The organism is Vibrio proteolyticus NBRC 13287 (assembly GCF_000467125.1).
In the GTDB taxonomy this organism is placed as follows: domain Bacteria; phylum Pseudomonadota; class Gammaproteobacteria; order Enterobacterales; family Vibrionaceae; genus Vibrio; species Vibrio proteolyticus.
On record NZ_BATJ01000004.1, the window covers coordinates 210,592 to 229,945 of the forward strand.

Genomic DNA, 19,354 nt, shown 5'->3' on the forward strand with positions numbered 1-19,354 from the left:
TACTTCTTTCTATGATATTCAACTGGGTAACGGCGTTTACGCCATCAGGGTAACAGATAGGCTGGCTGAACCGAAATCGCAATCCACTGCTGTTGCCAGTTTTGAAACAAAGAAAATTGCTCCGTCTGATACCAGGTAATACGTTGTGGCTCTTCGATATTGCGATACCACACCTCGATGCTGACCGGTGAACTTAAGCCAGCGCTCAATGAGCGATAAGTTGCCTCATCCACAATCGTACCCTGCAGCGCCAGCCAGCGCTGACCCAACTCTTCAGGCGCCGTTTGCGCAGGCGGATCAAGCCGCCAGCGGCCCTGATTCTTCTCCAGCGACCAGCGCGTGGCATAAATAGCAACAACTTCCTGATTAGGGTCGAGCAGGAACGGGGCGGCCGATGGCTGGGCCAACTGGGGGTCCAGCAGATAAGTACGGATCAAGCTCGGCACATTCAACACCGCAATGAACGCAATAATGGCCAGAATCAGCACATTGTTCCACTGGCGACGGGTCAGTTTCATCAGGCAGGCACACCGCTATCGTTGTTTGAGACTCAAAAAGTATACATGATTTCGCCGCTAAGGCGCAGCGCTGTGGTGCTCCGAACCAAAGAAGCAGAATAGCAGGCAATAAAAAACCCAGCTCGAAAGCTGGGTTTTCTCAACTGCGACTTCTACGAGAGAAGTTACAAAGGCGAAATCAATTACTTGATTTTCGCTTCTTTGTACATAACGTGCTGGCGAACTACTGGATCAAACTTTTTGATCTCAAATTTGCCTGGCATGTTACGTTTGTTCTTATCAGTTGTGTAGAAGTGACCAGTACCTGCAGAAGATACCAGACGGATTTTCTCACGAATGCCTTTAGCCATTGCCTAATTCCTCTTAAACGTTTTCGCCACGTGCACGGATATCAGCAAGAACAGCATCGATGCCTTTCTTGTCGATGATACGCATGCCTTTAGCAGTCAGACGTAGTTTAACAAAACGTTTTTCGCTCTCTACCCAGAAACGATGAGTTTGTAGGTTCGGCAGAAAACGACGCTTAGTAGCATTTCGTGCGTGTGAACGGTTGTTACCCGTTACTGGACGCTTACCAGTTACTTGGCATACTCGGGACATGAATGTCTTCTCCAAATCGTTTCAGCTCGATATCAACCTTGGTGGCCGAACCTCTCTATTTCCAATCAGAAGTTAGAGGTTAAAAACCGTTATGGAAAATCCATACAAGGCTATCAAAGGTCGCGCATTATACTAACTTGACTAGTATTGCTCAAGACCCGAACAGATCCTTTTTACGGGTTTTCGTGATCTTTTTTTAAGCAGAGCTGATAATAGTTCAAAAAATGTCGGGGGATTGTAGCAGAAACTCGCAGGTGAACAACTAAAAACTTCGGCCTTTCCACACACCACAGGCAGCTTTCGGCACCAGCCGAATAAAAACCACGATTAACCTGACGCTTTTTTGGCGACTAAACTGCATGCCATTATCTCATATCAATCTGATTATAAAGCCAAATCAATCCGATTCTGTATGTAAAACAGCTTTGCTATTGTCCGCCAGTCGGACACAGAAAATATCACAGCAACAGCGCCGATTTGAGGGTTTAACTCCCTCAAGTCTGAGGCTCGCACCGCTTCACAACCAACCACGCTCGGCAAACGACACCACTTCACCATCGCCAATCACAAAATGATCGAGAATTCTGACATCGACCAAAGCCAGCGCATCGCTCAAACGTTGCGTAATGCGCCGGTCGGCCTGACTCGGCTCCGCCACTCCTGACGGATGGTTGTGCGCCACAATCAGCGCAGCAGCGTTATGATGCAATACCCGCTTGACCACTTCGCGCGGGTAAACGCTGGCGGCATCCAACGTACCTTCAAACATCACTTCGTCGCTGATCACTCGATGTTGGTTGTCGAGAAACAAGACGTAGAAGGCCTCACGCTGGCGGTCGCGCAAGACACTGGAAAGATACATCCGGGTCTGCTGCGGGCTGCTCAGCGCCCCGCCACGCTTAAGCGTTTCAGCTAGATAACGCTGGGTCATCTCCAGTACAGCCTGCAACTGGACATACTTGGCCTGGCCCAGTCCTTTGTGCTGACAAAATTCGTTCTGAGTAGCCGAGAACAGCTGACGCAGAGAGCCAAAATCCTGCAGCAGCTTATCGGCCAACGCCAACACATTCATGCCCGGCGTCCCCGTCCGCAGAAAAATCGCTAACAATTCGGCGTCAGACAGTGACTGTGGGCCACGACGCAGCAATTTTTCACGTGGCATGGATTCATTGGGAAGGGATTTGAAGCTCATGGGTTCACTCAGCAAGCACAATAACCCCGTATATAGAGCAGCAAACCCCAAGGGGCGCAAGCGACCCTTGGGGTTTATCAACGCCGGGCGGACGGGGAGTGTAACTGAGCAGTCACTCAGAGTTTAAAATGCCCGACCAGTTGTCCCATCTCTTGTCCGGAGGCCGAGAGACTGGCGCTGATCGCTTCTGAACGTTGCAGGTTATCACTTAACTGGGTGACGATATGCTGAATGGCCACCAGATTCTGGTTGATGTCTTCGGCCACCACACTCTGCTCTTCCGCCGCCGACGCTGTCTGAATGCCCATATCATGAATGGTGCGTACCGCCTGCTGAATGCCGGCCAACGACTCTTTGATCTGAACCGATTCCTGAGCGGTCTGCTCACCCCGTTGCTGACTGGCATTCATGGTGGTCACCGCGCGCGCCACCCCACTTTGCAGTTGTTTGAGCATGTCACCAATCTCATGGGTGCTGCTCTGAGTGCGACTCGCCAGTGAACGGACCTCATCCGCCACGACAGCAAACCCTCGTCCCTGCTCCCCCGCTCGCGCGGCTTCAATCGCCGCATTTAACGCCAGCAGGTTGGTCTGCTCGGCAATGCCGCCAATCACGTCCAGCACCTGAGTGATCTGGGCGGTTTGAGCACTGAGATCCTGAATCGCATCCGAAGTCAGGTTGACCTCATCCACCAGCTTGCCGATGCCCTCAATCGCATCACTGACTTCGCGTTGCGCTTCATCTATCTGCTGATTGGCAGAATCAATCGCCTGAGCGGTCGCGTGAGTATTGCCCGCCACTTCGCGCGCAGTCGCGCTCATTTCCGTGACGGCCGTGACCACTTTGTCAGTTTCCAGGCAGTGATTCTGCATCTGCTGGCTGGCGTAGCTGGTTTGATCGTCGAGATCATGTGACGCGCTTTGTACGCTTTGCGCCGAAGTGCGAATATCAGCGATGAGCGGTTGCAGCTTATCCATAAACTGGTTAAACGCCCGGGCGACATCGCCGACCTCATCCTGAGTCTCAACCTGCAGGCGCGCAGTCAGATCGCCACCGCCCGCTGCGACATCTTCCAGTGACGCGGCGATGTGCTGCAAAGGGAGAATACCGCGCGACACCAGCAAGCTGACCACCACGCCGGTGAGCAGCAACCCGACCACCGACAGGCCAATCGCAAACAGCGTTTGTGCTTTTAATGCCGCCAAACTACTGTGACGAAATGCCGCCACCTGAGTATCGATGTCGTCGATGTAAATACCGGTACCGAGCACCCAGTCCCATTTAGGCAAGTATTCGGCGTAGCCGAGTTTGGGAGCCTGAGCATCGATCGTCGGTTTGTGCCAGGAGAAATTGAGGAAGCCATCGCCCTGCTTGGACGCCGAAATCAGTCCGGCAATCACGGCCACACCATTTTCATCTTTCAGGCCATACAGGTTTTTGCCTTCCAGTTGCGGTTTAATGGCGTGTAAAGTGTTCATGCCCTGCGAGTCATAAGCAAAAAAATAGCCATCGTCACCAAAACGCATCGCTTTCAGAATGGTCTTGGCGCGGGCCTGGTTTTCCCCCTGTTGATCGGCATCATAAAGCGGTTTAATCGCCGTCACCCCCATCATCAGATAGGCCTTGAGTTCCGCTTTACGCGTCTCCAGCAACTCAGCTCGGTAACGGCTCAATTCCTCATCCAGTGAACGCATGCCGCTCCAGTAATTCACTGCGGTCACCATGGCCGTAATGGCGATCAAAGGGATCAGGGTCAGTAACAGTAATTTATTCCGACTTCTCATTATTTTGCCTTATTATCAATTATTTTCAGCGAGTTATGCGCCTATCATGCAGTGCAAACTCGGAATGTCTGTGAAGCACACGGAAGTTTTTCAGTTGCACTGACCACGTAGGAGAACCGGATGCCAATTCTGTGAGTTCAACTGTGTCAGCGGAAACCTAACTCTCCGTCAGAGTTGTGATAAGATTGGCCCAGTTTTGACGAATTGGTATGGATGGCGACATGCAAACACTCGCAGGAAAGAAAATCCTCCTTGGCATCAGTGGCGGTATTGCGGCGTATAAGTGCGCAGAGTTAACCCGACGACTGATAGAGCGCGGCGCACAAGTGCAGGTCGTAATGACCAAAGCGGCAAAAGAATTTATTACTCCGTTGACCATGCAAGCGGTCTCCGGCCGACCAGTATCCGACAGCTTGCTCGATCCGGCGGCTGAAGCGTCGATGGGCCATATCGAACTGGCCAAATGGGCTGATTTGGTGCTGCTCGCGCCCGCCACTGCCGATTTGATCGCCCGCATTGCCGCCGGGATGGGCAACGATTTGCTCACCACGCTGGTGCTAGCGACAGACGCCCCTATTGCGCTCTCTCCGGCGATGAACCAACAGATGTACCGCAATCAGGCGACGCAGGCGAATCTCGCGACCCTGTCCGAGCGGAGAATGCTGATCTGGGGACCGGCAGCGGGCGAACAAGCCTGTGGTGATGTTGGCCCGGGTCGCATGCTGGAGCCAATGCAGTTGGTTGAACACTGCAACGACTTTTTTGGTCCAAAGCCACTGGCAGGCAAATCCGTACTGCTGACCGCAGGCCCGACCCGTGAAGCGCTGGATCCGGTTCGCTATATCACCAATCACAGCTCAGGCAAAATGGGCTATGCCCTGGCGCAGGCCGCCGCGCAGATGGGTGCTGAAGTGACCCTTATCAGTGGCCCGGTCTCACTGCCAACGCCCGCTGGCGTCACTCGAGTTGACGTCAACAGCGCCGAGCAGATGCATCAGGCGGTCATGACACATGCCAAGACACACCAGGTGTTCATCGCCTGCGCAGCGGTTGCAGACTACCGAGCACAAACGGTTGCCGAACAGAAAATCAAAAAGACCGACGACAGCGACCAGATGACACTAACCCTGGTCAAAAATCCGGACATTGTTGCGTCAGTGGCGGCAATGACGGAGCTCCGCCCGTTCACCGTCGGTTTTGCGGCAGAAACACAGGACGTGGAAAAGTACGCACGTAGCAAATTAGAGAAAAAGAATCTTGATATGATTTGCGCCAATGACGTCTCGTTAGAAGGGCAAGGCTTCAACAGCAATGACAACGCCGTCACCATGTTGTGGAAAGAGGGCTCAGAAGCACTGCCACTGGCGTCTAAGCAAGCACTCGCCCACGCAATTTTGCTGCGCATCGCTCACCAACTGACAGGCAATCCTGCGTAATCAGGGATTTGTTTTCAGATAAAAACGCTTCGAACGGTTAAGCGGCCGGCCCGGCTGACCGCTTTATAAAAATAATTAGTAGTTGTTTATCAGTAGTATATAAAGGACAAAACATGGCCGGCACAAGAAAATCAAATCGTCGTGAAGAAATTCTCCAGGCGCTTGCGCAAATGCTGGAGTCAAATGATGGCGGATCGCGCATCACGACGGCAAAATTGGCCAAACAAGTTGGTGTGTCGGAAGCGGCGCTGTATCGTCACTTTCCCAGTAAAGCGCGCATGTTTGAAGGCTTGATCGAGTTCATCGAAGAGTCTTTAATGTCACGTATCAACCGCATTCTGGATGAAGAAAAGGATACCCTGACCCGAATCCGTCTGGTACTGCAGTTGATCCTCGCATTTTCCGAACGTAACCCGGGCCTGACACGCATTTTGTCGGGGCATGCTCTAATGTTTGAAAATGAGCGTCTGCGCGATCGCATCAACCAACTGTTTGAGCGCATCGAAACCTCGCTGCGTCAGATCTTGCGTGAACGTAAACTTCGTGAAGGCAAATCCTTCCCGGTAGACGAATCCATTCTGGCCGCCCAGTTGCTTGGTCAGGTCGAGGGCAGTCTGAACCGTTTTGTCCGTTCAGACTTCAAATATCAACCGACCGCGAATTTTGAAGAGTACTGGGCGCTGCTAAGTGCACAAATTCAGTAGAGACTATGAGTAAAGAAAAATACGGCAAACCTGAGTTTTCTCTCGCCTTGCTTCACCCTCGCAACTGGGGCGTGTGGCTGGGTTTTGGCTTTCTGGCACTGGTCGTAAACCTGCTGCCCTACCGTATCCTGCTGTTTATTGGCCGAAAAATCGGCGCTATTGGCATGCGCTATGGCAAAAAACGGGTACATGTGGCGACCCGTAATCTGGAACTGGCTTTTCCGGATAAACCCGCCGATGAGATTACCGCCATGGTGGAAGAGAACTTTAAAAACACCGGAATGGCGCTGATCGAAACAGGCATTACCTGGTTCTGGCCAACCTGGCGCTTTAAACGCCGTATTATCGACAAAGACACCAGTGCGCTGCGCGGGCATCAGCAAAATGGCCAAGGGGTGCTGTTGTGCTGCGTGCACGCACTCAATCTGGAAATCACCGCCCGGGCCTTCGGTGTACTCGGCATACCGGGTTACGGCGCATTCCGTCCGCACGACAACCCAGCGTACAACTTTATCCAGTACTGGGGCCGCACTCATAACGGCAACAAACTGATTGACCGTAAAGACGTCAAACAAATGATTCGCGTGTTGCGCCAGGGTGAGTTGCTGTTCTATTTGCCAGACCACGATTATGGCCGCAACAAGTCGGTATTTGTGCCGTTTTTCGCCGTACAAGACGCTTGCACCACCACCGGCACCAGTATTCTGGCCTACACCAGCAAAAGTGCGATTGTGACCGGATCGGGTTTTCGCAACGCGCAGGGTTTTTATGAGATCTACGCCGATACCTCAATTGAAAAAGACTATCCACAAAAAGATGAAGTCGCCGCCGCCGCGTATATGAACAAGTACGTGGAAGCCCTGATCCTACGCGCACCAGAACAATGGATGTGGCTGCACAAACGCTACAAAACCATGCAGGACGAAAGCCAGCCGAAAGGCATTCGTTACCGCTAAAGAACAAAAAGCCGAGGCAGAAACCTCAGCTTTTTTGTGTCACAGACCACTGCGTAGCTTAAATGCCGTATTCAGCGCGATACGCTTTTACCGCCGCCAAGTGGTCGTCGCTGTCGCCGCGCTCTTCCAGGTAGCGGATCAGATCGCTCAGGCTGACAATCGAAATCACAGCGCAACCAAAATCGCGCTCCACTTCCTGAATCGCCGACAACTCGCCTTTGCCTTTTTCCTGACGGTCGATGGCAACCAGAACACCGGCCAAATCCGCGCCGTTAGCTTGAATGATTTCCATCGATTCACGAATGGCGGTGCCCGCGGTGATCACATCGTCCACCAGCATAATTCGGCCTTCCAGTGCGCTGCCGACCAGATTGCCCCCTTCACCATGATCTTTGGCTTCTTTGCGGTTAAAGCAATAGGGCGTATCCACATCATGGTGATCGGCCAGTGCCACAGCCGTGGTCGTGGCAATCGGGATCCCTTTGTACGCCGGACCAAACAGCACATCAAAAGCGATACCAGAATCGGCCAGCGCCGCCGCGTAGAAACGGCCCAGACGCGCCAGATCGCGGCCAGTGTTAAACAGACCAGCGTTAAAGAAGTAAGGGCTCTTACGACCGGATTTCAGAGTAAACTCGTCAAACTTAAGCACTTCTTTCTCTAAGGCAAACTCAATAAACTCACGCTGATATGCTTTCATTACACTCTCTCATTTTCCTGTGTCCGGTGTCTGACCGGACGGGTTAACAAAACTCGCGATGTCGACTGGCACAGCATAAGTACCAGATCCAAGGCAAAAAAATAGCCCCCATTCGGGAGCTACTTAAAAAACTAATTGGCTAAGGCCGCCTTCTGCGCGGCGACGATCTCGCTGATGCCGGTCTTGGCACTCTCCAGCAACGCCAGCAACTGTTCATGGCTGAACGGTTCGCCTTCGGCGGTGCCCTGGATCTCGATCATCTTGCCTTCTTCGGTCATCACCACATTCATATCGGTATCGGCCGCTGAATCTTCCACGTATTCCAGATCGCACAGCACGTCTTCACCCAGAATGCCGACGGAAACCGCCGCCACGTGACCTTTCATCGGGTTCTTTTTCAATTTGCCACTGTCGATCAGTGTCTGAAACGCATCGGCCATCGCCACACTTGCTCCGGAGATCGACGCCGTGCGCGTCCCGCCGTCGGCCTGAATCACATCACAGTCAACCGTGATCATAATTTCGCCCATCGCTTCCAGATCCACCACAGCACGCAGGCTGCGGGCGATCAGACGCTGAATTTCCATGGTACGGCCGCCTTGCTTACCGTTCGCCGCTTCGCGACGAGTACGCGAGTGAGTTGCACGTGGCAGCATACCGTATTCCGCGGTCACCCAACCTTTGCCCTGACCTTTCAGCCAGCGCGGTACATTCTCTTCCACTGAGGCATTACACAGCACTTTGGTGTTGCCAAATTCGACCAGTACAGAGCCTTCCGCATACGCGGTGTAATGGCGGGTAATTTTGATTGGGCGAACTTGATCCGCCTTGCGATCGTCTGGACGCATGGGCTGTTACCTGTAATTAATGGGGAGACAAATTGGGTTGGGCGAAGATTATATAGGAATCCGTGCCAGGTGCCTAGGGTGAGTTTGACCCCATCCACGCACTGCATTTCTATGCTACTATACCGACAGTTTGATATTCCGAATTGCTAAGCGAAGGACAAATCGATGATTTACAGCATGACCGCGTACGCGCGCAAAGAAGTCAAGGCAGAATGGGGCAGCGCGGTGTGGGAAATCCGCAGCGTCAACCAACGTTATCTGGAAACCTACTTCCGCCTGCCTGAGCAGTTCCGTGGTCTGGAGCCGCTGCTGCGTGATCGTTTCCGCAAACGCCTGGCACGCGGTAAAGTCGAGTGCAGTCTGCGTTTTGAAGCCAATCCGGCGGCCAGTGCCGAACTGTCGATCAACGAAGCGCTGGCCAATCAGGTCATCAAAGCCGCCAATCAGGTGATGCACATGACCGGCGAGCTGAGCCGCATCAATCCCTTCCAAGTCATGCAGTGGCCTGGTGTGATGGAGACTCCGGAGCAAGACATGGATGCCATCAATAAAGACCTGCTGTCGGCTTTCGACGATGCGCTGAGTGATTTCATCGAAGCCCGTGGCCGTGAAGGCGACAACATGAAGGCTCTGATCGAGCAGCGTCTGAGCACCATCAGTGAAGAGGTGGTGAAAGTACGTGCACGTATGCCGGAGATTCTCGAATGGCAACGTGAGCGTCTGGTGAATAAATTCGAAGAAGCCAAAGTCGAGCTGGAACCCTCCCGAGTCGAACAAGAGCTGATCCTGCTGGCTCAGAAATCCGACGTAGCGGAAGAGCTGGATCGCCTCGATTCACACGTGAAAGAAGCCAACAACATTTTGAAAAAAGGAGGCGCCTGTGGTCGTCGTCTCGACTTCATGATGCAGGAATTCAACCGCGAGTCGAACACACTGGCCTCGAAATCAATCAGCACCGACATCACCGCCTCCGGCGTAGAACTGAAAGTGCTGATCGAGCAGATGCGTGAGCAGATCCAAAATATAGAATAGATTCCCCTCCACTCCATACACTTCCACAAAGCCCTTGTTTATAAGGGCTTTGTTATTTTCCCCATCCATACACATCCATAAAATTCATCAACAGCCATGAACAAACGGGGAGTATCGTGGGTAGCATTTTGCTATTTACTCCCCATCGTAGTATAAATATCACAACATACTCCCCACTTCTGGAGAGTGATATAATGATAACTTCGATTAGAGCTATAAATTCAAGGAGATAGAGATGGGCAATCTCACTGTCAACCAAGTTAAGGCGATAGTAAAAGATCAAAAAACGGGTCGTCATGCCGATGGTGATGGTTTCTATCTAATGATTCCTAGAATAGGTCGACCATACTGGATGCTAAGGTACACCCTTTTTAAGAAAAGAAAGGAGGTGACTATTGGCAAGGTCGATGAACTTTCTCTTGCAGATGCAAGGTTGAAAGCATCTGAGCTTCGAAAGCAAATCAGCGAAGGGATTAACCCAATTGCAGAAAGAAAACGGAGTAAGCAAGCCGATATACAAATAATCGATGACCTCTTCGAAGACTGGTACAAGGATTTGTCCAAAAGGCTCAAGCACCCCAATATACCTAAGCGTATCTATCAGAAAGAGATCTCTCCACAAATTGGTCAATACACGTTGAAACGTGTTACACCTTTAGATATCCGCAACATCATCCAAATAGTCGCTGACAGTGGCCGTCCAACCACAGCTAACGACACGCTAATGTATTGTAAGCAGCTTTTTAAACACGGTATGAAGATTGGTGTTATTGAGTCTAACCCTGCACTAGCATTTTCCAACTATGATGCTGGTGGCATTGAAGAGAGCCGAGATCGGGTCTTAGAACTGGAAGAGATTAAACATGTTTTTTCCGTCTTCAACCAAAACATTTATAGCTTCAATCGAGACAACTACCTAGCTTGTGCTCTGCTTCTTTGTCTTGGCGTTCGTAAATCAGAGCTAACAGAAGCAAAGTGGACTGAGTTCGATCTAGATAATGCTTTATGGCACCTACCAGCGGAGCGAAGCAAATCAGGGACAGGTTTCACTATTCCGCTTCCGGAGCTGTGCGTAGAGTGGTTTAAAGAACTGCATATGCGAGCTTGTCGTTCGGAGTACGTCTTCCCAAACAGAAGGGAAAGCAAAGTACCTCACATGGGCAAAGACACACTGAACAGAGCTATTTCAAAGCTATTTGGTCGAGAGCCCGGTCGTAAGGTACAACCACCAAATAAAATGGGCGATATCAAACATTTTGCGGTTCACGATCTACGCCGCACCTGCCGTAGCCTACTCGCTTCGGTAAAAGTTCCTAGCCATATCGCAGAGCGCTGTTTAAATCACAAGCTGAAAGGTGTTGAAGGTATCTATGATCGATATGACTACTTGGAAGAGCGCAAAGAAGCCCTAGAAAAAGTCACCAAGCTAGTAGAAGAAAGCATTGCCATTTAAAGCTGGAAACTACATTCGATAACAAGATCAATTGTAAAGTGCTATAGCCACGTTGGTAGGAAATTAATGTTGAAAATAAAGGAGGGGGGTTCCTGTAGAAAAATGAAGATGTAGCGTCCCATACAATCTGATTTGCTTGGGCCAGTGCGCACAGTTACATCCTTAATACTTACCCAAATGTTAATCCAGCACCTCGTTACTGACCCATTTGTCAGCAAAGATATTGAATAACAAGAATTTTATCAATGTTTTTAAGTAAGTAACAAAAGTCACAATGATAGTAATGATATATGGTGGCATACTGATAGCTCCATTTTCATTTCTTAGAACATACATGAAAAAAGTCTCGCCTTTGTTACTATCATTTCTGCTGTGCTTTCTTAGTTACTCCCCCCTAGTAGCTGCAACAAATGCATCTTCTTCTCAAGAAACACAGACTAAAACTTCTCAACTACCAACATCTACTCAAAATAATATAGAAGCTGATAATCTTGACTTAACCTTACTCAAGGTTATCGAAAATCAAAAGTCAGCTATATCTAACCTTCAAGAAAAGCAACAACAATTACAAGAGCAGATAGAGAAATCCGAAGGAAGAATGAGTTTTTCTGTCTGGGTTAGCGTGTTATTGGCATGTGTTACCATTATTGTAACTGTGTTTGGTGTGATCGTAGCTATAGTTACTTTCTTTGGGTTTAAAAACGTAAAGGAAAGTGCAATTAAATCAGCACAAGAACTATCAACATCTGTAGCCTCAGAAGTCGCCCGAAATGAAGCTAATCAAAAGATTAACGAAGTGGCAAAAAAGGAAATAGCATTTTTGCTAGATAACGGTGAACTTAAGGAACACTTAGAAAGTGCAGTCGACTTAATTGTAAGACGACAAATAAAAGATAACGGATCGAATGGTTTTAGTAAGTACCCTGAGTTAGACCTTGAGGAAGAACAAGCATGAGTAAATCCGCTGAATGGACAAAGCTAAGTCAGTTTCAAAAATCAGTTATTGAAAAACAACACTCTGAAGTACCCGTAAAGCTTGGTCAGATAGCTAAAGATCTAGGTTTAGTGGTAAAGAAAACAACTTTAACTGCCAACATATCAGGTCAAATAAAAGAAGAACAAGATGGTACAGTTAACATAAAAATAAATAGGCACGATGTAAAAACAAGGCAGCGCTATACTCTTGCTCACGAGATTTCACATTTCCTCTTGCATAGGCACCTACTGAAAGATGGCATCACTGATGACGTTTTATATCGTTCGTCTCAATCTACCGCCATAGAGAGAGAAGCAGATAGATTAGCGGCAGACATCATTATGCCGATGGAACATGTTCTAAGACTTAAACAACTTCATGCAACAGATAAAAAGGGAGAATTGTTGTATGAAGCTATAGCGGAAGATATGGCAGTCTCAGCAATTGCGTTAAAAAATCGATTAGGCGTCAAGTAAGGGAGGCATCAATGAATATAAAAATAGCTTCTTACATTCCTTTTATATCTCTCAAGCCAGCAGAAATGGCAGCTCTCGAAGAACTATATGATTGTGAAAAAAATCAGATACTCCCTGCTTTCTCACTAAAACGTTGGGCTACCTGTAAAAGCTTTGACAAATCAATGGATCGCATAGAGAAAGCATTTGGGGAAAGACCATGGATAGCTGATGTTGATGATGATTTCCTCAACTCACTTGAGAGTAGAGCGCAAGAGGAAGGGGCTGCCGAAGTTTTCCTTGAATTTCAGAAACTACTCAAGCCGGATGATGGCTATAAGAACTGGGTAGAATTTATCAAAAAGCATGAACATATCATCCCTACAGTTAGACTTCAGGACTTAGAACAGCTAGACAAACAATTAGACCGACTACTGGAATTAGAAAGAACTATCGTCGTCAGATTAAAAATGGCAGGCACTCAACCTGTAACAATTCCGGACTTCCATAAGATAATACAAACATTAAGTTCGTATAAACTAGATCAGTTGTTCTTAATACTAGATTACGGTGATCTAACTCGAATCAACCTAATTGAACACCACAAATACACCCAATTCATTCAGGGCGTACATAAGATGCTTCCTAAAGCAACAATCGCTTTTTCTGGAACGTCATTCCCTTATTCTTTTGGTCGTTCTTATCGAGGGGAAGTTTCTATTTTTGAGCGCCTTATTTTCAACAAGATAGTTAAAGATTGTGAAGGAATTAAGTTAGTCTACTCAGACAGAGCAAGTGCTCGTGCTGAAGCTATGGGTGGGGGTGGTGGCTTACCTCCTCCAAGAATTGACTATGCACTAAAAAACGACTGGAGATTCATCAGAAAAGAATTTGATGATGAAAATGAAGAAAAAGAAGAGCTCTATCAAGAAGCTGCCCAAGAAATGATAAATTCAGATTATTGGATAAAGGACCTAAAAGCATGGGGGCAACAAATGATTGAGAAGACCGCCGAAGGTAATAAATACGGTATTAACTCAGCCCAAAAAGCAACTGCGGTAAGAATTAACCTTCATCTTTACCAGCAAATTCATTATTTTGAAGAGATAAGTGAGTTAGATACCGAAGAAGATTGGGAAGATTGAAAAAAGGTGTGGCGTCCATTTAAGCGTTCGCCACAATTTTATTTGAGCAGTTCTTAGAGCCAAAGGTCTGATTTAACTCTTCTAAAGCTGAAATGAAGCTATCTATATCAGTAGATGTAAAATCTTTTTTCGGTAATTTTAAATGCTCAAGAGCATCAGGGGTGCTCATGCCGGTTTCCAAATTTTCAAAAAAACTGTCATTTCTTGATTGATAGCGCCCTTTGATGAAGTCTATAGCAGCGTTTCGAAGCTTCGACACTGCAACATTGTCCAACACTCTTTCCAAGGTTTTTCTTTTAACATTTGGGCTAGGGATCTGAAGGTTTCTAGACAATTTTTTCAACTCCACAGCGGTCATCATCTCGATAAACGCTTTCCGAGAGTTTACTTCTTTAATACGGCCTTTACGTTTAATCGTAATAACACCTTGGGATATCTCCCAAACTCCAACGTTAGAAGGAGTGAGCTCTAAAGCTTTTACAGTATGCCGAGGAGCTGTAACAACAATCACCTTATCAAAATATTCTTGGTATTTAGACACCTGACCTTCGAGCCTAATCAATGAATCAGAATCACTTTTGACCTCAAATGCAAATAGACGACTTGACTTGATGACAGCCAAGTCAACTCTGCGGGAAAAGTCTCCAACAGTGAATTCATTGATAATTAAATCTTGGGAGCTCAACTTCCAGTTTTCAATTAAGTAATTAATAACATTGGATTTTATTTCCGGCTCCAAGAATGTCTCTACTGCCGACATGACCCACTACCTTGTTTCACTTCCACTAAAACTCTGTTGAAGTATACAAAATAAAAGGAGTATTTTCATTCTTGTTCTAAGCCGATTTTGATACCAAAACTAAATCCAAAAATTTTCAGGCATATGTCATCAATGTGAAATCCCATCATTGATTCCGACAGGAGCCTGAAATGAATCCCAAAACTTCCGATTACCAAAAGCAGCAACGCTATCAGGAAAATGAAATCCTAGAGCATGCGGCTGAGATACTGGCAACACGCTACGTGCGTGGTGATGCCCTAACCAACCCAGATGCCACCAAAGAGTATGTGCGCTGCAAGCTAGGCTGCTATGAGCGTGAAGTGTTTGCCTTATTGCTGCTGGATAACCAAAACCGACTAATTGAATTTAAAGAGCTGTTTCAAGGCACAGTGGATGCGGCCAGCGTCTACCCGCGAGAAGTGGTGAAAGCGGTGCTGGAAGTCAATGCCGCAGCGGTGATATTTGCCCATAACCATCCATCTGGAGACTCAACACCGTCTCAAGCCGATAGACGCATAACCGAAAGACTCAAAGACGCTTTAGCTCTAGTGGATGTTCGCGTTCTTGACCATATCGTGACAGGCGATACCTGCACCTCATTTGCTGAAAGAGGTTGGTTATGATTGAGCAACATTATGGTGAGCTTTCTATTGATGATGCTTTACATTCGTCACTGGCAGCACTTCTGAATAGATACACTCTCCCAGAGAACGCTGAACGACTCGTGTTGAACTGCCGCCAAATGAGTTACTACCGACATAGACAAGGTTTGCATCCCATTGAAGTACAGCTTAAACGCGAGTCAGGCTCAAGCCCTTGGCTGGTGGTGTTCTTTGCCAGCTTCTCTTATCCCGATGACAACAGCACAACCGTTGAGCCTGAGTTGTACTTTCACCTTGCTAATCGCTGGTGCTATCAACCCGATGTAGGGAGCACTGATTTATCCCACCCAGAGGTACAAGAGCTGCTCTCGGTCTGGATGAAAGCCTTCGCTCGCCACCTTTCCAGAAACGTCTTTGATGACGTACAACTGACAATGGTCGGCACTTTCAACTAAATCCTAATCTCTCATTTCTTATTTGAATCCTGAAACAAGGAGGACTCACTATGTCCAAATTAACCTTCACAGCATCATTACTACCTGTATCAAAGAAACTGCATAAGCTGTTAAGTGAGCAACTCACCGCTCACTTGCTGAGTAATGAAGCACTGACCACCAGCCGCTATCTGGTGTTTAACTTTCGCGATAAGAGTTACAGCGCGGAAGAAGGCGGCTTCCATCCGGTTGAGATGGCGATTTGCCAAACCTCAACAGGAGAATGGAGCATTGAGTACATCACCGACTTTGCTTATATGGGGAATTACTATCCAGAGCTAGAGCGCAACTTGGATTTTGATTTTCGGGTTGGACAGTTCTTTGTGGCCTATCGTGGTTGGCTGCCAATGCAGGGTAGCCGTGATGCCAAAGAGCTCTATCGATTGTGGGAGAGTAACTTTCTTGCCTATGTTGATATGAACTCCTACAACGAGATAACCGTCACCCCACAATAGCTCATGACTTCCCTTCTCCTTAACACCATTAAGCTTGTCACCGCTCTTATTACTTTGTTTACCCTCTCTCCTTTCTTTGGCGCTATCGGAACTCTGACGACGTTAGGCTTTCTGGTAGTGCTGTTGATTGGATTATTGGCAGCGATTGCCGAGCTTAGTGATAAGCATAAGCCTCGTTAATGTTAATCGGCTCACGCTTTCGTGTTGCCGATTGATGCTGTTTTCACCGTTGGACATTATGTGTCTGACTCACCTCTACTCTCCCGACATTAAATGTCCACCTCCGGTCTTGGAGCTTTGATGTATTGAGAGCGTAGTCATGAGCAATAAAACCAGCATTGAAGGGTTATCCGCTTTGCTGCACACGCTGATGCTTATTCCTCAACATCGTTGGATTACCGTTAGGGAGTTGCAGCAGCAGTTAGCCCTACTCGATATCCACCGCACCACGCGCAGCATTAAACGCTACCTCGATGAAGTCATTGTGGACGTGTTTAACGTGGAGTGTGATTCGATGAGCATGCCTCATGTTTATCGGAAAACCTCAGAGCAATTACTGAAGCTCAACAAGCAGGAGATGCTCTATTGGCAGTTGACTAATAAGTACTTACTGCCGCTGGTTCCTGATGCACTGAATTATGGGCAAGGTCGCTCCTCGGAGAGAGACAAACCTTTACCCTACAAGGGCTCGGCGTATTCAAAAGAGCAAGCATGGTTAGCCAAAGTCCATGTAGCACTGCCCACTATTCGTGAATGGAGTCATGAGCAGCGGCAAATATTGAATGCGGTACACGCTGCATTACTCAACAACCGAATGCTCAAGATATCGAGTCAAGTTTTGCAGCAAGAGAAAGCGCTCATCGAGCCATTGGGACTCTCGGTTCAATGTGACGCACTCTTGCTGCTTTTTCGTTTATCCGGTCAACCCACGATACGCACCCTAGCCGTACCTCTGATTGATGAGGCCAGTGTATCGACGTTTTCTTTTACCTATCCCGCTGATTTCAATCTAGAGCAGTTCATGCGTGAACACGCTGAAATCCGTGCGTCCCAAATTTAACTCACCACTACGGAGAGATACCTATGAATACCCTCATTCGAACCATCATGATGAGCATGCTGATTCTCGGAGTCACCGCTTGCAGCGAACAGGAAGAAGCGCAAACCGTCACCGCTGATATTGAAGTGTCGATATCCACCAACCCACATTGGGGAACACTGACCTTTGATATTCAATCTATCGCTGACAGCACAGTAATAAGCAATGTCATTGTCAATCGAGGCAACTGCCGCCTACCCGCTGGTACAAGCTCTGAACTATCGAGAAACGTTTCATTGAAATTCGGTGAAACCTACACCGGATACAGCAACAACTGCACCGTAGACAGCGTGAAAGAAATCGAAGTCACCTCCAGTGCAGGCACTTTTGTCTACACCTTCTAACTCTCGACAAATCCAACTTTACCCAACAAGGAAACACCATGAGTCACACTACAACGAATATTCTCGTTCTACTCGCAACCCTAATCACGCCTTTTGTTTTCGCTCAGGGAGGGGGAGCATTAGGAGGTAACCCATCTGTAGACACAGGTGCAGTCAACGTCAGTGTTGGGAAATGCACTCAGTACAAGATGGAGGTCATAGCGGCACAGCAAGCAGGTAAAGATACATCGACCATCACTGTTCCTGAAGGCTGTGAAGCTATCACTAAAAAGTAATACCAATAATAACGGCAAAAACGACAATGGGGAGCAGTTACGCTCCCCATTTTTATCCATAGTAACCATACTCTATTATACCAATAGTCTCTAAAGCTACTTTAGGTAGATACCCTCTAACATCTAAGTCGCCCTCTTAAATTCCATCCCAAGGCTATATTCACTGAGTTTGAAAAACTGAAATGCTTCAATATCGAACTTAGCTAACGCCTTGACTATTTTTTGATGGCAGATAATCGCACCGCCTTCTACACGAGCAAGCTTGATAATCAGACGGTTTTCCTCTGGTATGTCATCCAACACTTCGCCAAGCAACTTATAAGTAATAACTTCATTGTACTTGGCATTAGGCTCATACTCATCTACATCACTATTTTCAAAATCCACGCAATCTAAAGGGGCGTATAAATTAAAAAAATAAAACTCCTCATGCCACTTTCCATCATCACCTATAATGACGCTTGGAAATAACTCAAGACCATGTATTTCATATTGGTTCACTACTGAAGCGATATCACCCGATACTACCGGGTATATACTATCCATTTGAACATTAGTAAGATAAAAAGGTATTTCGCCTTTGTAACCATTTTCAAAAAAAATAGGGCCATCGCCATAGTCTAATCGTTCGTACGTGTGATTCCTTCTACCCGTATCTAACGTTGCCCGTAGTGATAGAAATTTTTCACGGAAAGGGACTCTTTTTAAAAGAAAGTACTCTTGCTCGTAATTTTTCATATTCTTCTCGTCAAATCCCATTCTTGTGGAAAGTTTATAGCACTATCTAAGGTAAAATCGCTGCCTGGTCTGGTATCAATCTCACCATTGTGATTTCCTTTATTAGCACAACAATTTTTACCACCTTTGACCTCACCAACTTTTTCACCTTCACCGCACCCAATATATGGGTCTTGGGGGTCTTGGGGGTCTTGGGGGTCTTGGGGGCGTTGAAAGTTTGTATGTATAGAAGTTAGTGGCAGAGCAAAGCTACTAATCCTTCTCAAAGCCTTTTGACTAACTTTATCCATAATTTCTTTGTGAATGTATCGCTCGCTCTCTTCGGTAGCTGTAGTACCGTAACATTCATTGATGTCTTGTTTTTTTTCAGTAACTAAGTCCTTGATTGTTTCATGGTAATCATAATTCAAAATCTCATCAAATTGATTTTTCTTAAACTTATGATCACTCCTATGAACTTGAGTACCTAAATGACAAGCCCCTCTAAATGTCGCAGGAATTCCAACTAAGTTCTCTAGACTATTCATATTGTAACCTTTATCAACCAAGCTCTCTTGCAATGCCTTATCACACTTTTCTAGTGCTTTCTCAGATATAAGGTGGTGTGTATCCATTTGGATACCATGACAAAAAGGGTGCGGCTTCACTTTATCGTTGTACTTATTAACATTCGCAATCCAAGCTTTGCGGTAATCAGGCGCGCCGGGCTCAGGTTTTTTGGTAATGTTACCTTTAATGGGCTCTTCTAATTCCATTGTGTCTGACAT

General features: G+C 47.3%; 24 protein-coding genes. 14 read left to right on the top strand and 10 right to left on the bottom strand.

Features of this window, described 5'->3' with window-relative positions:
• Positions 1 to 44 precede the first annotated feature (44 nt).
• From VPR01S_RS06955 to VPR01S_RS06975, 5 genes are all read right to left on the bottom strand, one after another.
• Positions 45 to 518 (bottom strand): hypothetical protein, encoded by a 474-nt coding sequence (locus VPR01S_RS06955; RefSeq protein WP_021704596.1) that lies wholly within the window; start codon positions 516 to 518, stop codon positions 45 to 47.
• A gap of 182 nt (positions 519 to 700) precedes the next feature.
• The gene (gene rpmG, locus VPR01S_RS06960) at positions 701 to 868 is read right to left on the bottom strand and encodes a 50S ribosomal protein L33 (RefSeq protein WP_002535344.1); all 168 of its coding nucleotides are present in this window, start codon (positions 866 to 868) and stop codon (positions 701 to 703) included.
• A gap of 13 nt (positions 869 to 881) precedes the next feature.
• On the bottom strand, positions 882 to 1,118 hold the full coding sequence (gene rpmB, locus VPR01S_RS06965; protein WP_021704597.1) for a 50S ribosomal protein L28: 237 nt from the start codon (positions 1,116 to 1,118) through the stop codon (positions 882 to 884).
• 517 nt (positions 1,119 to 1,635) lie between these two features.
• Complete coding sequence (radC, locus tag VPR01S_RS06970; protein WP_021704598.1) at positions 1,636 to 2,310, bottom strand: RadC family protein; 675 nt, start codon at positions 2,308 to 2,310, stop codon at positions 1,636 to 1,638.
• 116 nt (positions 2,311 to 2,426) lie between these two features.
• Positions 2,427 to 4,094: a methyl-accepting chemotaxis protein gene (locus tag VPR01S_RS06975; protein WP_021704599.1), complete on the bottom strand. Its 1,668-nt coding sequence runs from the start codon at positions 4,092 to 4,094 to the stop codon at positions 2,427 to 2,429.
• Positions 4,095 to 4,315: 221 nt separating this feature from the next.
• Between VPR01S_RS06975 and coaBC the strand changes: the two genes are divergently transcribed.
• From coaBC to VPR01S_RS06990, 3 genes are all read left to right on the top strand, one after another.
• Complete coding sequence (gene coaBC, locus VPR01S_RS06980; protein WP_040902336.1) at positions 4,316 to 5,530, top strand: bifunctional phosphopantothenoylcysteine decarboxylase/phosphopantothenate--cysteine ligase CoaBC; 1,215 nt, start codon at positions 4,316 to 4,318, stop codon at positions 5,528 to 5,530.
• 113 nt (positions 5,531 to 5,643) lie between these two features.
• Positions 5,644 to 6,234, top strand: coding sequence for a nucleoid occlusion factor SlmA (gene slmA / locus VPR01S_RS06985; protein WP_021704601.1), 591 nt, complete (start codon positions 5,644 to 5,646; stop codon positions 6,232 to 6,234).
• A 5-nt stretch (positions 6,235 to 6,239) separates the two neighbouring features.
• On the top strand, positions 6,240 to 7,190 hold the full coding sequence (locus VPR01S_RS06990; RefSeq protein WP_021704602.1) for a Kdo(2)-lipid IV(A) acyltransferase: 951 nt from the start codon (positions 6,240 to 6,242) through the stop codon (positions 7,188 to 7,190).
• A 58-nt stretch (positions 7,191 to 7,248) separates the two neighbouring features.
• On the opposite strand, the gene pyrE is transcribed toward VPR01S_RS06990, so the two are convergent.
• Together pyrE and rph are read right to left on the bottom strand one after the other, a co-directional pair.
• Complete coding sequence (gene pyrE, locus VPR01S_RS06995) at positions 7,249 to 7,890, bottom strand: orotate phosphoribosyltransferase (RefSeq protein ID WP_021704603.1); 642 nt, start codon at positions 7,888 to 7,890, stop codon at positions 7,249 to 7,251.
• A 131-nt stretch (positions 7,891 to 8,021) separates the two neighbouring features.
• On the bottom strand, positions 8,022 to 8,738 hold the full coding sequence (rph, locus tag VPR01S_RS07000) for a ribonuclease PH (protein WP_021704604.1): 717 nt from the start codon (positions 8,736 to 8,738) through the stop codon (positions 8,022 to 8,024).
• A gap of 165 nt (positions 8,739 to 8,903) precedes the next feature.
• Between rph and VPR01S_RS07005 the strand changes: the two genes are divergently transcribed.
• The 5 genes from VPR01S_RS07005 (at position 8,904) to VPR01S_RS07025 (ending at position 13,799) form a co-directional block, all read left to right on the top strand.
• A complete protein-coding gene (locus VPR01S_RS07005) occupies positions 8,904 to 9,770 on the top strand; it encodes a YicC/YloC family endoribonuclease (RefSeq protein WP_021704605.1) in 867 nt (288 codons plus the stop codon).
• 235 nt (positions 9,771 to 10,005) lie between these two features.
• Positions 10,006 to 11,223 carry a tyrosine-type recombinase/integrase gene (locus VPR01S_RS07010; protein WP_021704606.1) on the top strand — a complete coding sequence of 406 codons (1,218 nt, stop codon included), beginning with the start codon at positions 10,006 to 10,008 and terminating at the stop codon, positions 11,221 to 11,223.
• Positions 11,224 to 11,557: 334 nt separating this feature from the next.
• A complete protein-coding gene (locus VPR01S_RS07015; RefSeq protein ID WP_021704607.1) occupies positions 11,558 to 12,178 on the top strand; it encodes a hypothetical protein in 621 nt (206 codons plus the stop codon).
• Positions 12,175 to 12,675, top strand: coding sequence for an ImmA/IrrE family metallo-endopeptidase (locus VPR01S_RS07020; RefSeq protein ID WP_021704608.1), 501 nt, complete (start codon positions 12,175 to 12,177; stop codon positions 12,673 to 12,675). Before VPR01S_RS07015 ends, VPR01S_RS07020 begins: the two co-directional genes overlap by 4 nt.
• A gap of 11 nt (positions 12,676 to 12,686) precedes the next feature.
• Positions 12,687 to 13,799: a beta family protein gene (locus tag VPR01S_RS07025; RefSeq protein ID WP_021704609.1), complete on the top strand. Its 1,113-nt coding sequence runs from the start codon at positions 12,687 to 12,689 to the stop codon at positions 13,797 to 13,799.
• A 19-nt stretch (positions 13,800 to 13,818) separates the two neighbouring features.
• Here VPR01S_RS07025 and VPR01S_RS07030 read toward each other — a convergent pair whose 3' ends face one another.
• A complete protein-coding gene (locus VPR01S_RS07030) occupies positions 13,819 to 14,559 on the bottom strand; it encodes a sce7726 family protein (RefSeq protein WP_021704610.1) in 741 nt (246 codons plus the stop codon).
• Positions 14,560 to 14,729: 170 nt separating this feature from the next.
• On the opposite strand from VPR01S_RS07030, the gene radC (VPR01S_RS07035) reads away from it, so the two are divergent.
• The 6 genes from radC (VPR01S_RS07035) to VPR01S_RS07065 all read left to right on the top strand — a co-directional run bounded on the left by radC (VPR01S_RS07035) (position 14,730) and on the right by VPR01S_RS07065 (position 17,849).
• Positions 14,730 to 15,203, top strand: a complete 474-nt coding sequence (gene radC / locus VPR01S_RS07035; RefSeq protein ID WP_002030999.1) for a RadC family protein — start codon at positions 14,730 to 14,732, stop codon at positions 15,201 to 15,203.
• Entirely contained in the window at positions 15,200 to 15,637 is a 438-nt protein-coding gene (locus VPR01S_RS07040; RefSeq protein WP_021704611.1) for a DUF2787 domain-containing protein, read from the top strand. Before radC (VPR01S_RS07035) ends, VPR01S_RS07040 begins: the two co-directional genes overlap by 4 nt.
• A gap of 50 nt (positions 15,638 to 15,687) precedes the next feature.
• On the top strand, positions 15,688 to 16,131 hold the full coding sequence (locus VPR01S_RS07045; protein ID WP_021704612.1) for a DUF2787 domain-containing protein: 444 nt from the start codon (positions 15,688 to 15,690) through the stop codon (positions 16,129 to 16,131).
• A 319-nt stretch (positions 16,132 to 16,450) separates the two neighbouring features.
• Positions 16,451 to 17,191 carry a WYL domain-containing protein gene (locus VPR01S_RS07055; RefSeq protein ID WP_021704614.1) on the top strand — a complete coding sequence of 247 codons (741 nt, stop codon included), beginning with the start codon at positions 16,451 to 16,453 and terminating at the stop codon, positions 17,189 to 17,191.
• A 23-nt stretch (positions 17,192 to 17,214) separates the two neighbouring features.
• On the top strand, positions 17,215 to 17,574 hold the full coding sequence (locus tag VPR01S_RS07060) for a hypothetical protein (RefSeq protein WP_021704615.1): 360 nt from the start codon (positions 17,215 to 17,217) through the stop codon (positions 17,572 to 17,574).
• Positions 17,575 to 17,612: 38 nt separating this feature from the next.
• Positions 17,613 to 17,849, top strand: a complete 237-nt coding sequence (locus VPR01S_RS07065) for a hypothetical protein (protein ID WP_021704616.1) — start codon at positions 17,613 to 17,615, stop codon at positions 17,847 to 17,849.
• Positions 17,850 to 17,972: 123 nt separating this feature from the next.
• Here the strand turns inward: VPR01S_RS07065 and VPR01S_RS07070 are convergent, their stop codons facing one another.
• The gene (locus VPR01S_RS07070) at positions 17,973 to 18,587 is read right to left on the bottom strand and encodes an imm11 family protein (RefSeq protein ID WP_021704617.1); all 615 of its coding nucleotides are present in this window, start codon (positions 18,585 to 18,587) and stop codon (positions 17,973 to 17,975) included.
• Positions 18,584 to 19,354 carry an AHH domain-containing protein gene (locus VPR01S_RS21945; protein WP_021704618.1) on the bottom strand — a complete coding sequence of 257 codons (771 nt, stop codon included), beginning with the start codon at positions 19,352 to 19,354 and terminating at the stop codon, positions 18,584 to 18,586. Before VPR01S_RS21945 ends, VPR01S_RS07070 begins: the two co-directional genes overlap by 4 nt.

Excerpts from the sequence above, each read along its gene's own strand:
- VPR01S_RS07015 (WP_021704607.1), top strand. The coding sequence starts at position 11,558 with ATGAAAAAAGTCTCGCCTTTGTTACTATCATTTCTGCTGTGCTTTCTT.
- VPR01S_RS21945 (WP_021704618.1), bottom strand. The coding sequence starts at position 19,354 with ATGTCAGACACAATGGAATTAGAAGAGCCCATTAAAGGTAACATTACC.
- VPR01S_RS07045 (WP_021704612.1), top strand. The coding sequence starts at position 15,688 with ATGTCCAAATTAACCTTCACAGCATCATTACTACCTGTATCAAAGAAA.
- pyrE (WP_021704603.1), bottom strand. The coding sequence starts at position 7,890 with ATGAAAGCATATCAGCGTGAGTTTATTGAGTTTGCCTTAGAGAAAGAA.
- radC (WP_002030999.1), top strand. The coding sequence starts at position 14,730 with ATGAATCCCAAAACTTCCGATTACCAAAAGCAGCAACGCTATCAGGAA.
- radC (WP_021704598.1), bottom strand. The coding sequence starts at position 2,310 with ATGAGCTTCAAATCCCTTCCCAATGAATCCATGCCACGTGAAAAATTG.
- VPR01S_RS07010 (WP_021704606.1), top strand. The coding sequence starts at position 10,006 with ATGGGCAATCTCACTGTCAACCAAGTTAAGGCGATAGTAAAAGATCAA.
- VPR01S_RS07060 (WP_021704615.1), top strand. The coding sequence starts at position 17,215 with ATGAATACCCTCATTCGAACCATCATGATGAGCATGCTGATTCTCGGA.
- VPR01S_RS07055 (WP_021704614.1), top strand. The coding sequence starts at position 16,451 with ATGAGCAATAAAACCAGCATTGAAGGGTTATCCGCTTTGCTGCACACG.
- VPR01S_RS07070 (WP_021704617.1), bottom strand. The coding sequence starts at position 18,587 with ATGAAAAATTACGAGCAAGAGTACTTTCTTTTAAAAAGAGTCCCTTTC.
- slmA (WP_021704601.1), top strand. The coding sequence starts at position 5,644 with ATGGCCGGCACAAGAAAATCAAATCGTCGTGAAGAAATTCTCCAGGCG.
- rph (WP_021704604.1), bottom strand. The coding sequence starts at position 8,738 with ATGCGTCCAGACGATCGCAAGGCGGATCAAGTTCGCCCAATCAAAATT.
- VPR01S_RS06975 (WP_021704599.1), bottom strand. The coding sequence starts at position 4,094 with ATGAGAAGTCGGAATAAATTACTGTTACTGACCCTGATCCCTTTGATC.
- VPR01S_RS07030 (WP_021704610.1), bottom strand. The coding sequence starts at position 14,559 with ATGTCGGCAGTAGAGACATTCTTGGAGCCGGAAATAAAATCCAATGTT.
- rpmB (WP_021704597.1), bottom strand. The coding sequence starts at position 1,118 with ATGTCCCGAGTATGCCAAGTAACTGGTAAGCGTCCAGTAACGGGTAAC.
- rpmG (WP_002535344.1), bottom strand. The coding sequence starts at position 868 with ATGGCTAAAGGCATTCGTGAGAAAATCCGTCTGGTATCTTCTGCAGGT.
- VPR01S_RS06990 (WP_021704602.1), top strand. The coding sequence starts at position 6,240 with ATGAGTAAAGAAAAATACGGCAAACCTGAGTTTTCTCTCGCCTTGCTT.
- VPR01S_RS07020 (WP_021704608.1), top strand. The coding sequence starts at position 12,175 with ATGAGTAAATCCGCTGAATGGACAAAGCTAAGTCAGTTTCAAAAATCA.
- VPR01S_RS07005 (WP_021704605.1), top strand. The coding sequence starts at position 8,904 with ATGATTTACAGCATGACCGCGTACGCGCGCAAAGAAGTCAAGGCAGAA.
- VPR01S_RS07065 (WP_021704616.1), top strand. The coding sequence starts at position 17,613 with ATGAGTCACACTACAACGAATATTCTCGTTCTACTCGCAACCCTAATC.
- VPR01S_RS06955 (WP_021704596.1), bottom strand. The coding sequence starts at position 518 with ATGAAACTGACCCGTCGCCAGTGGAACAATGTGCTGATTCTGGCCATT.
- VPR01S_RS07040 (WP_021704611.1), top strand. The coding sequence starts at position 15,200 with ATGATTGAGCAACATTATGGTGAGCTTTCTATTGATGATGCTTTACAT.
- coaBC (WP_040902336.1), top strand. The coding sequence starts at position 4,316 with ATGCAAACACTCGCAGGAAAGAAAATCCTCCTTGGCATCAGTGGCGGT.
- VPR01S_RS07025 (WP_021704609.1), top strand. The coding sequence starts at position 12,687 with ATGAATATAAAAATAGCTTCTTACATTCCTTTTATATCTCTCAAGCCA.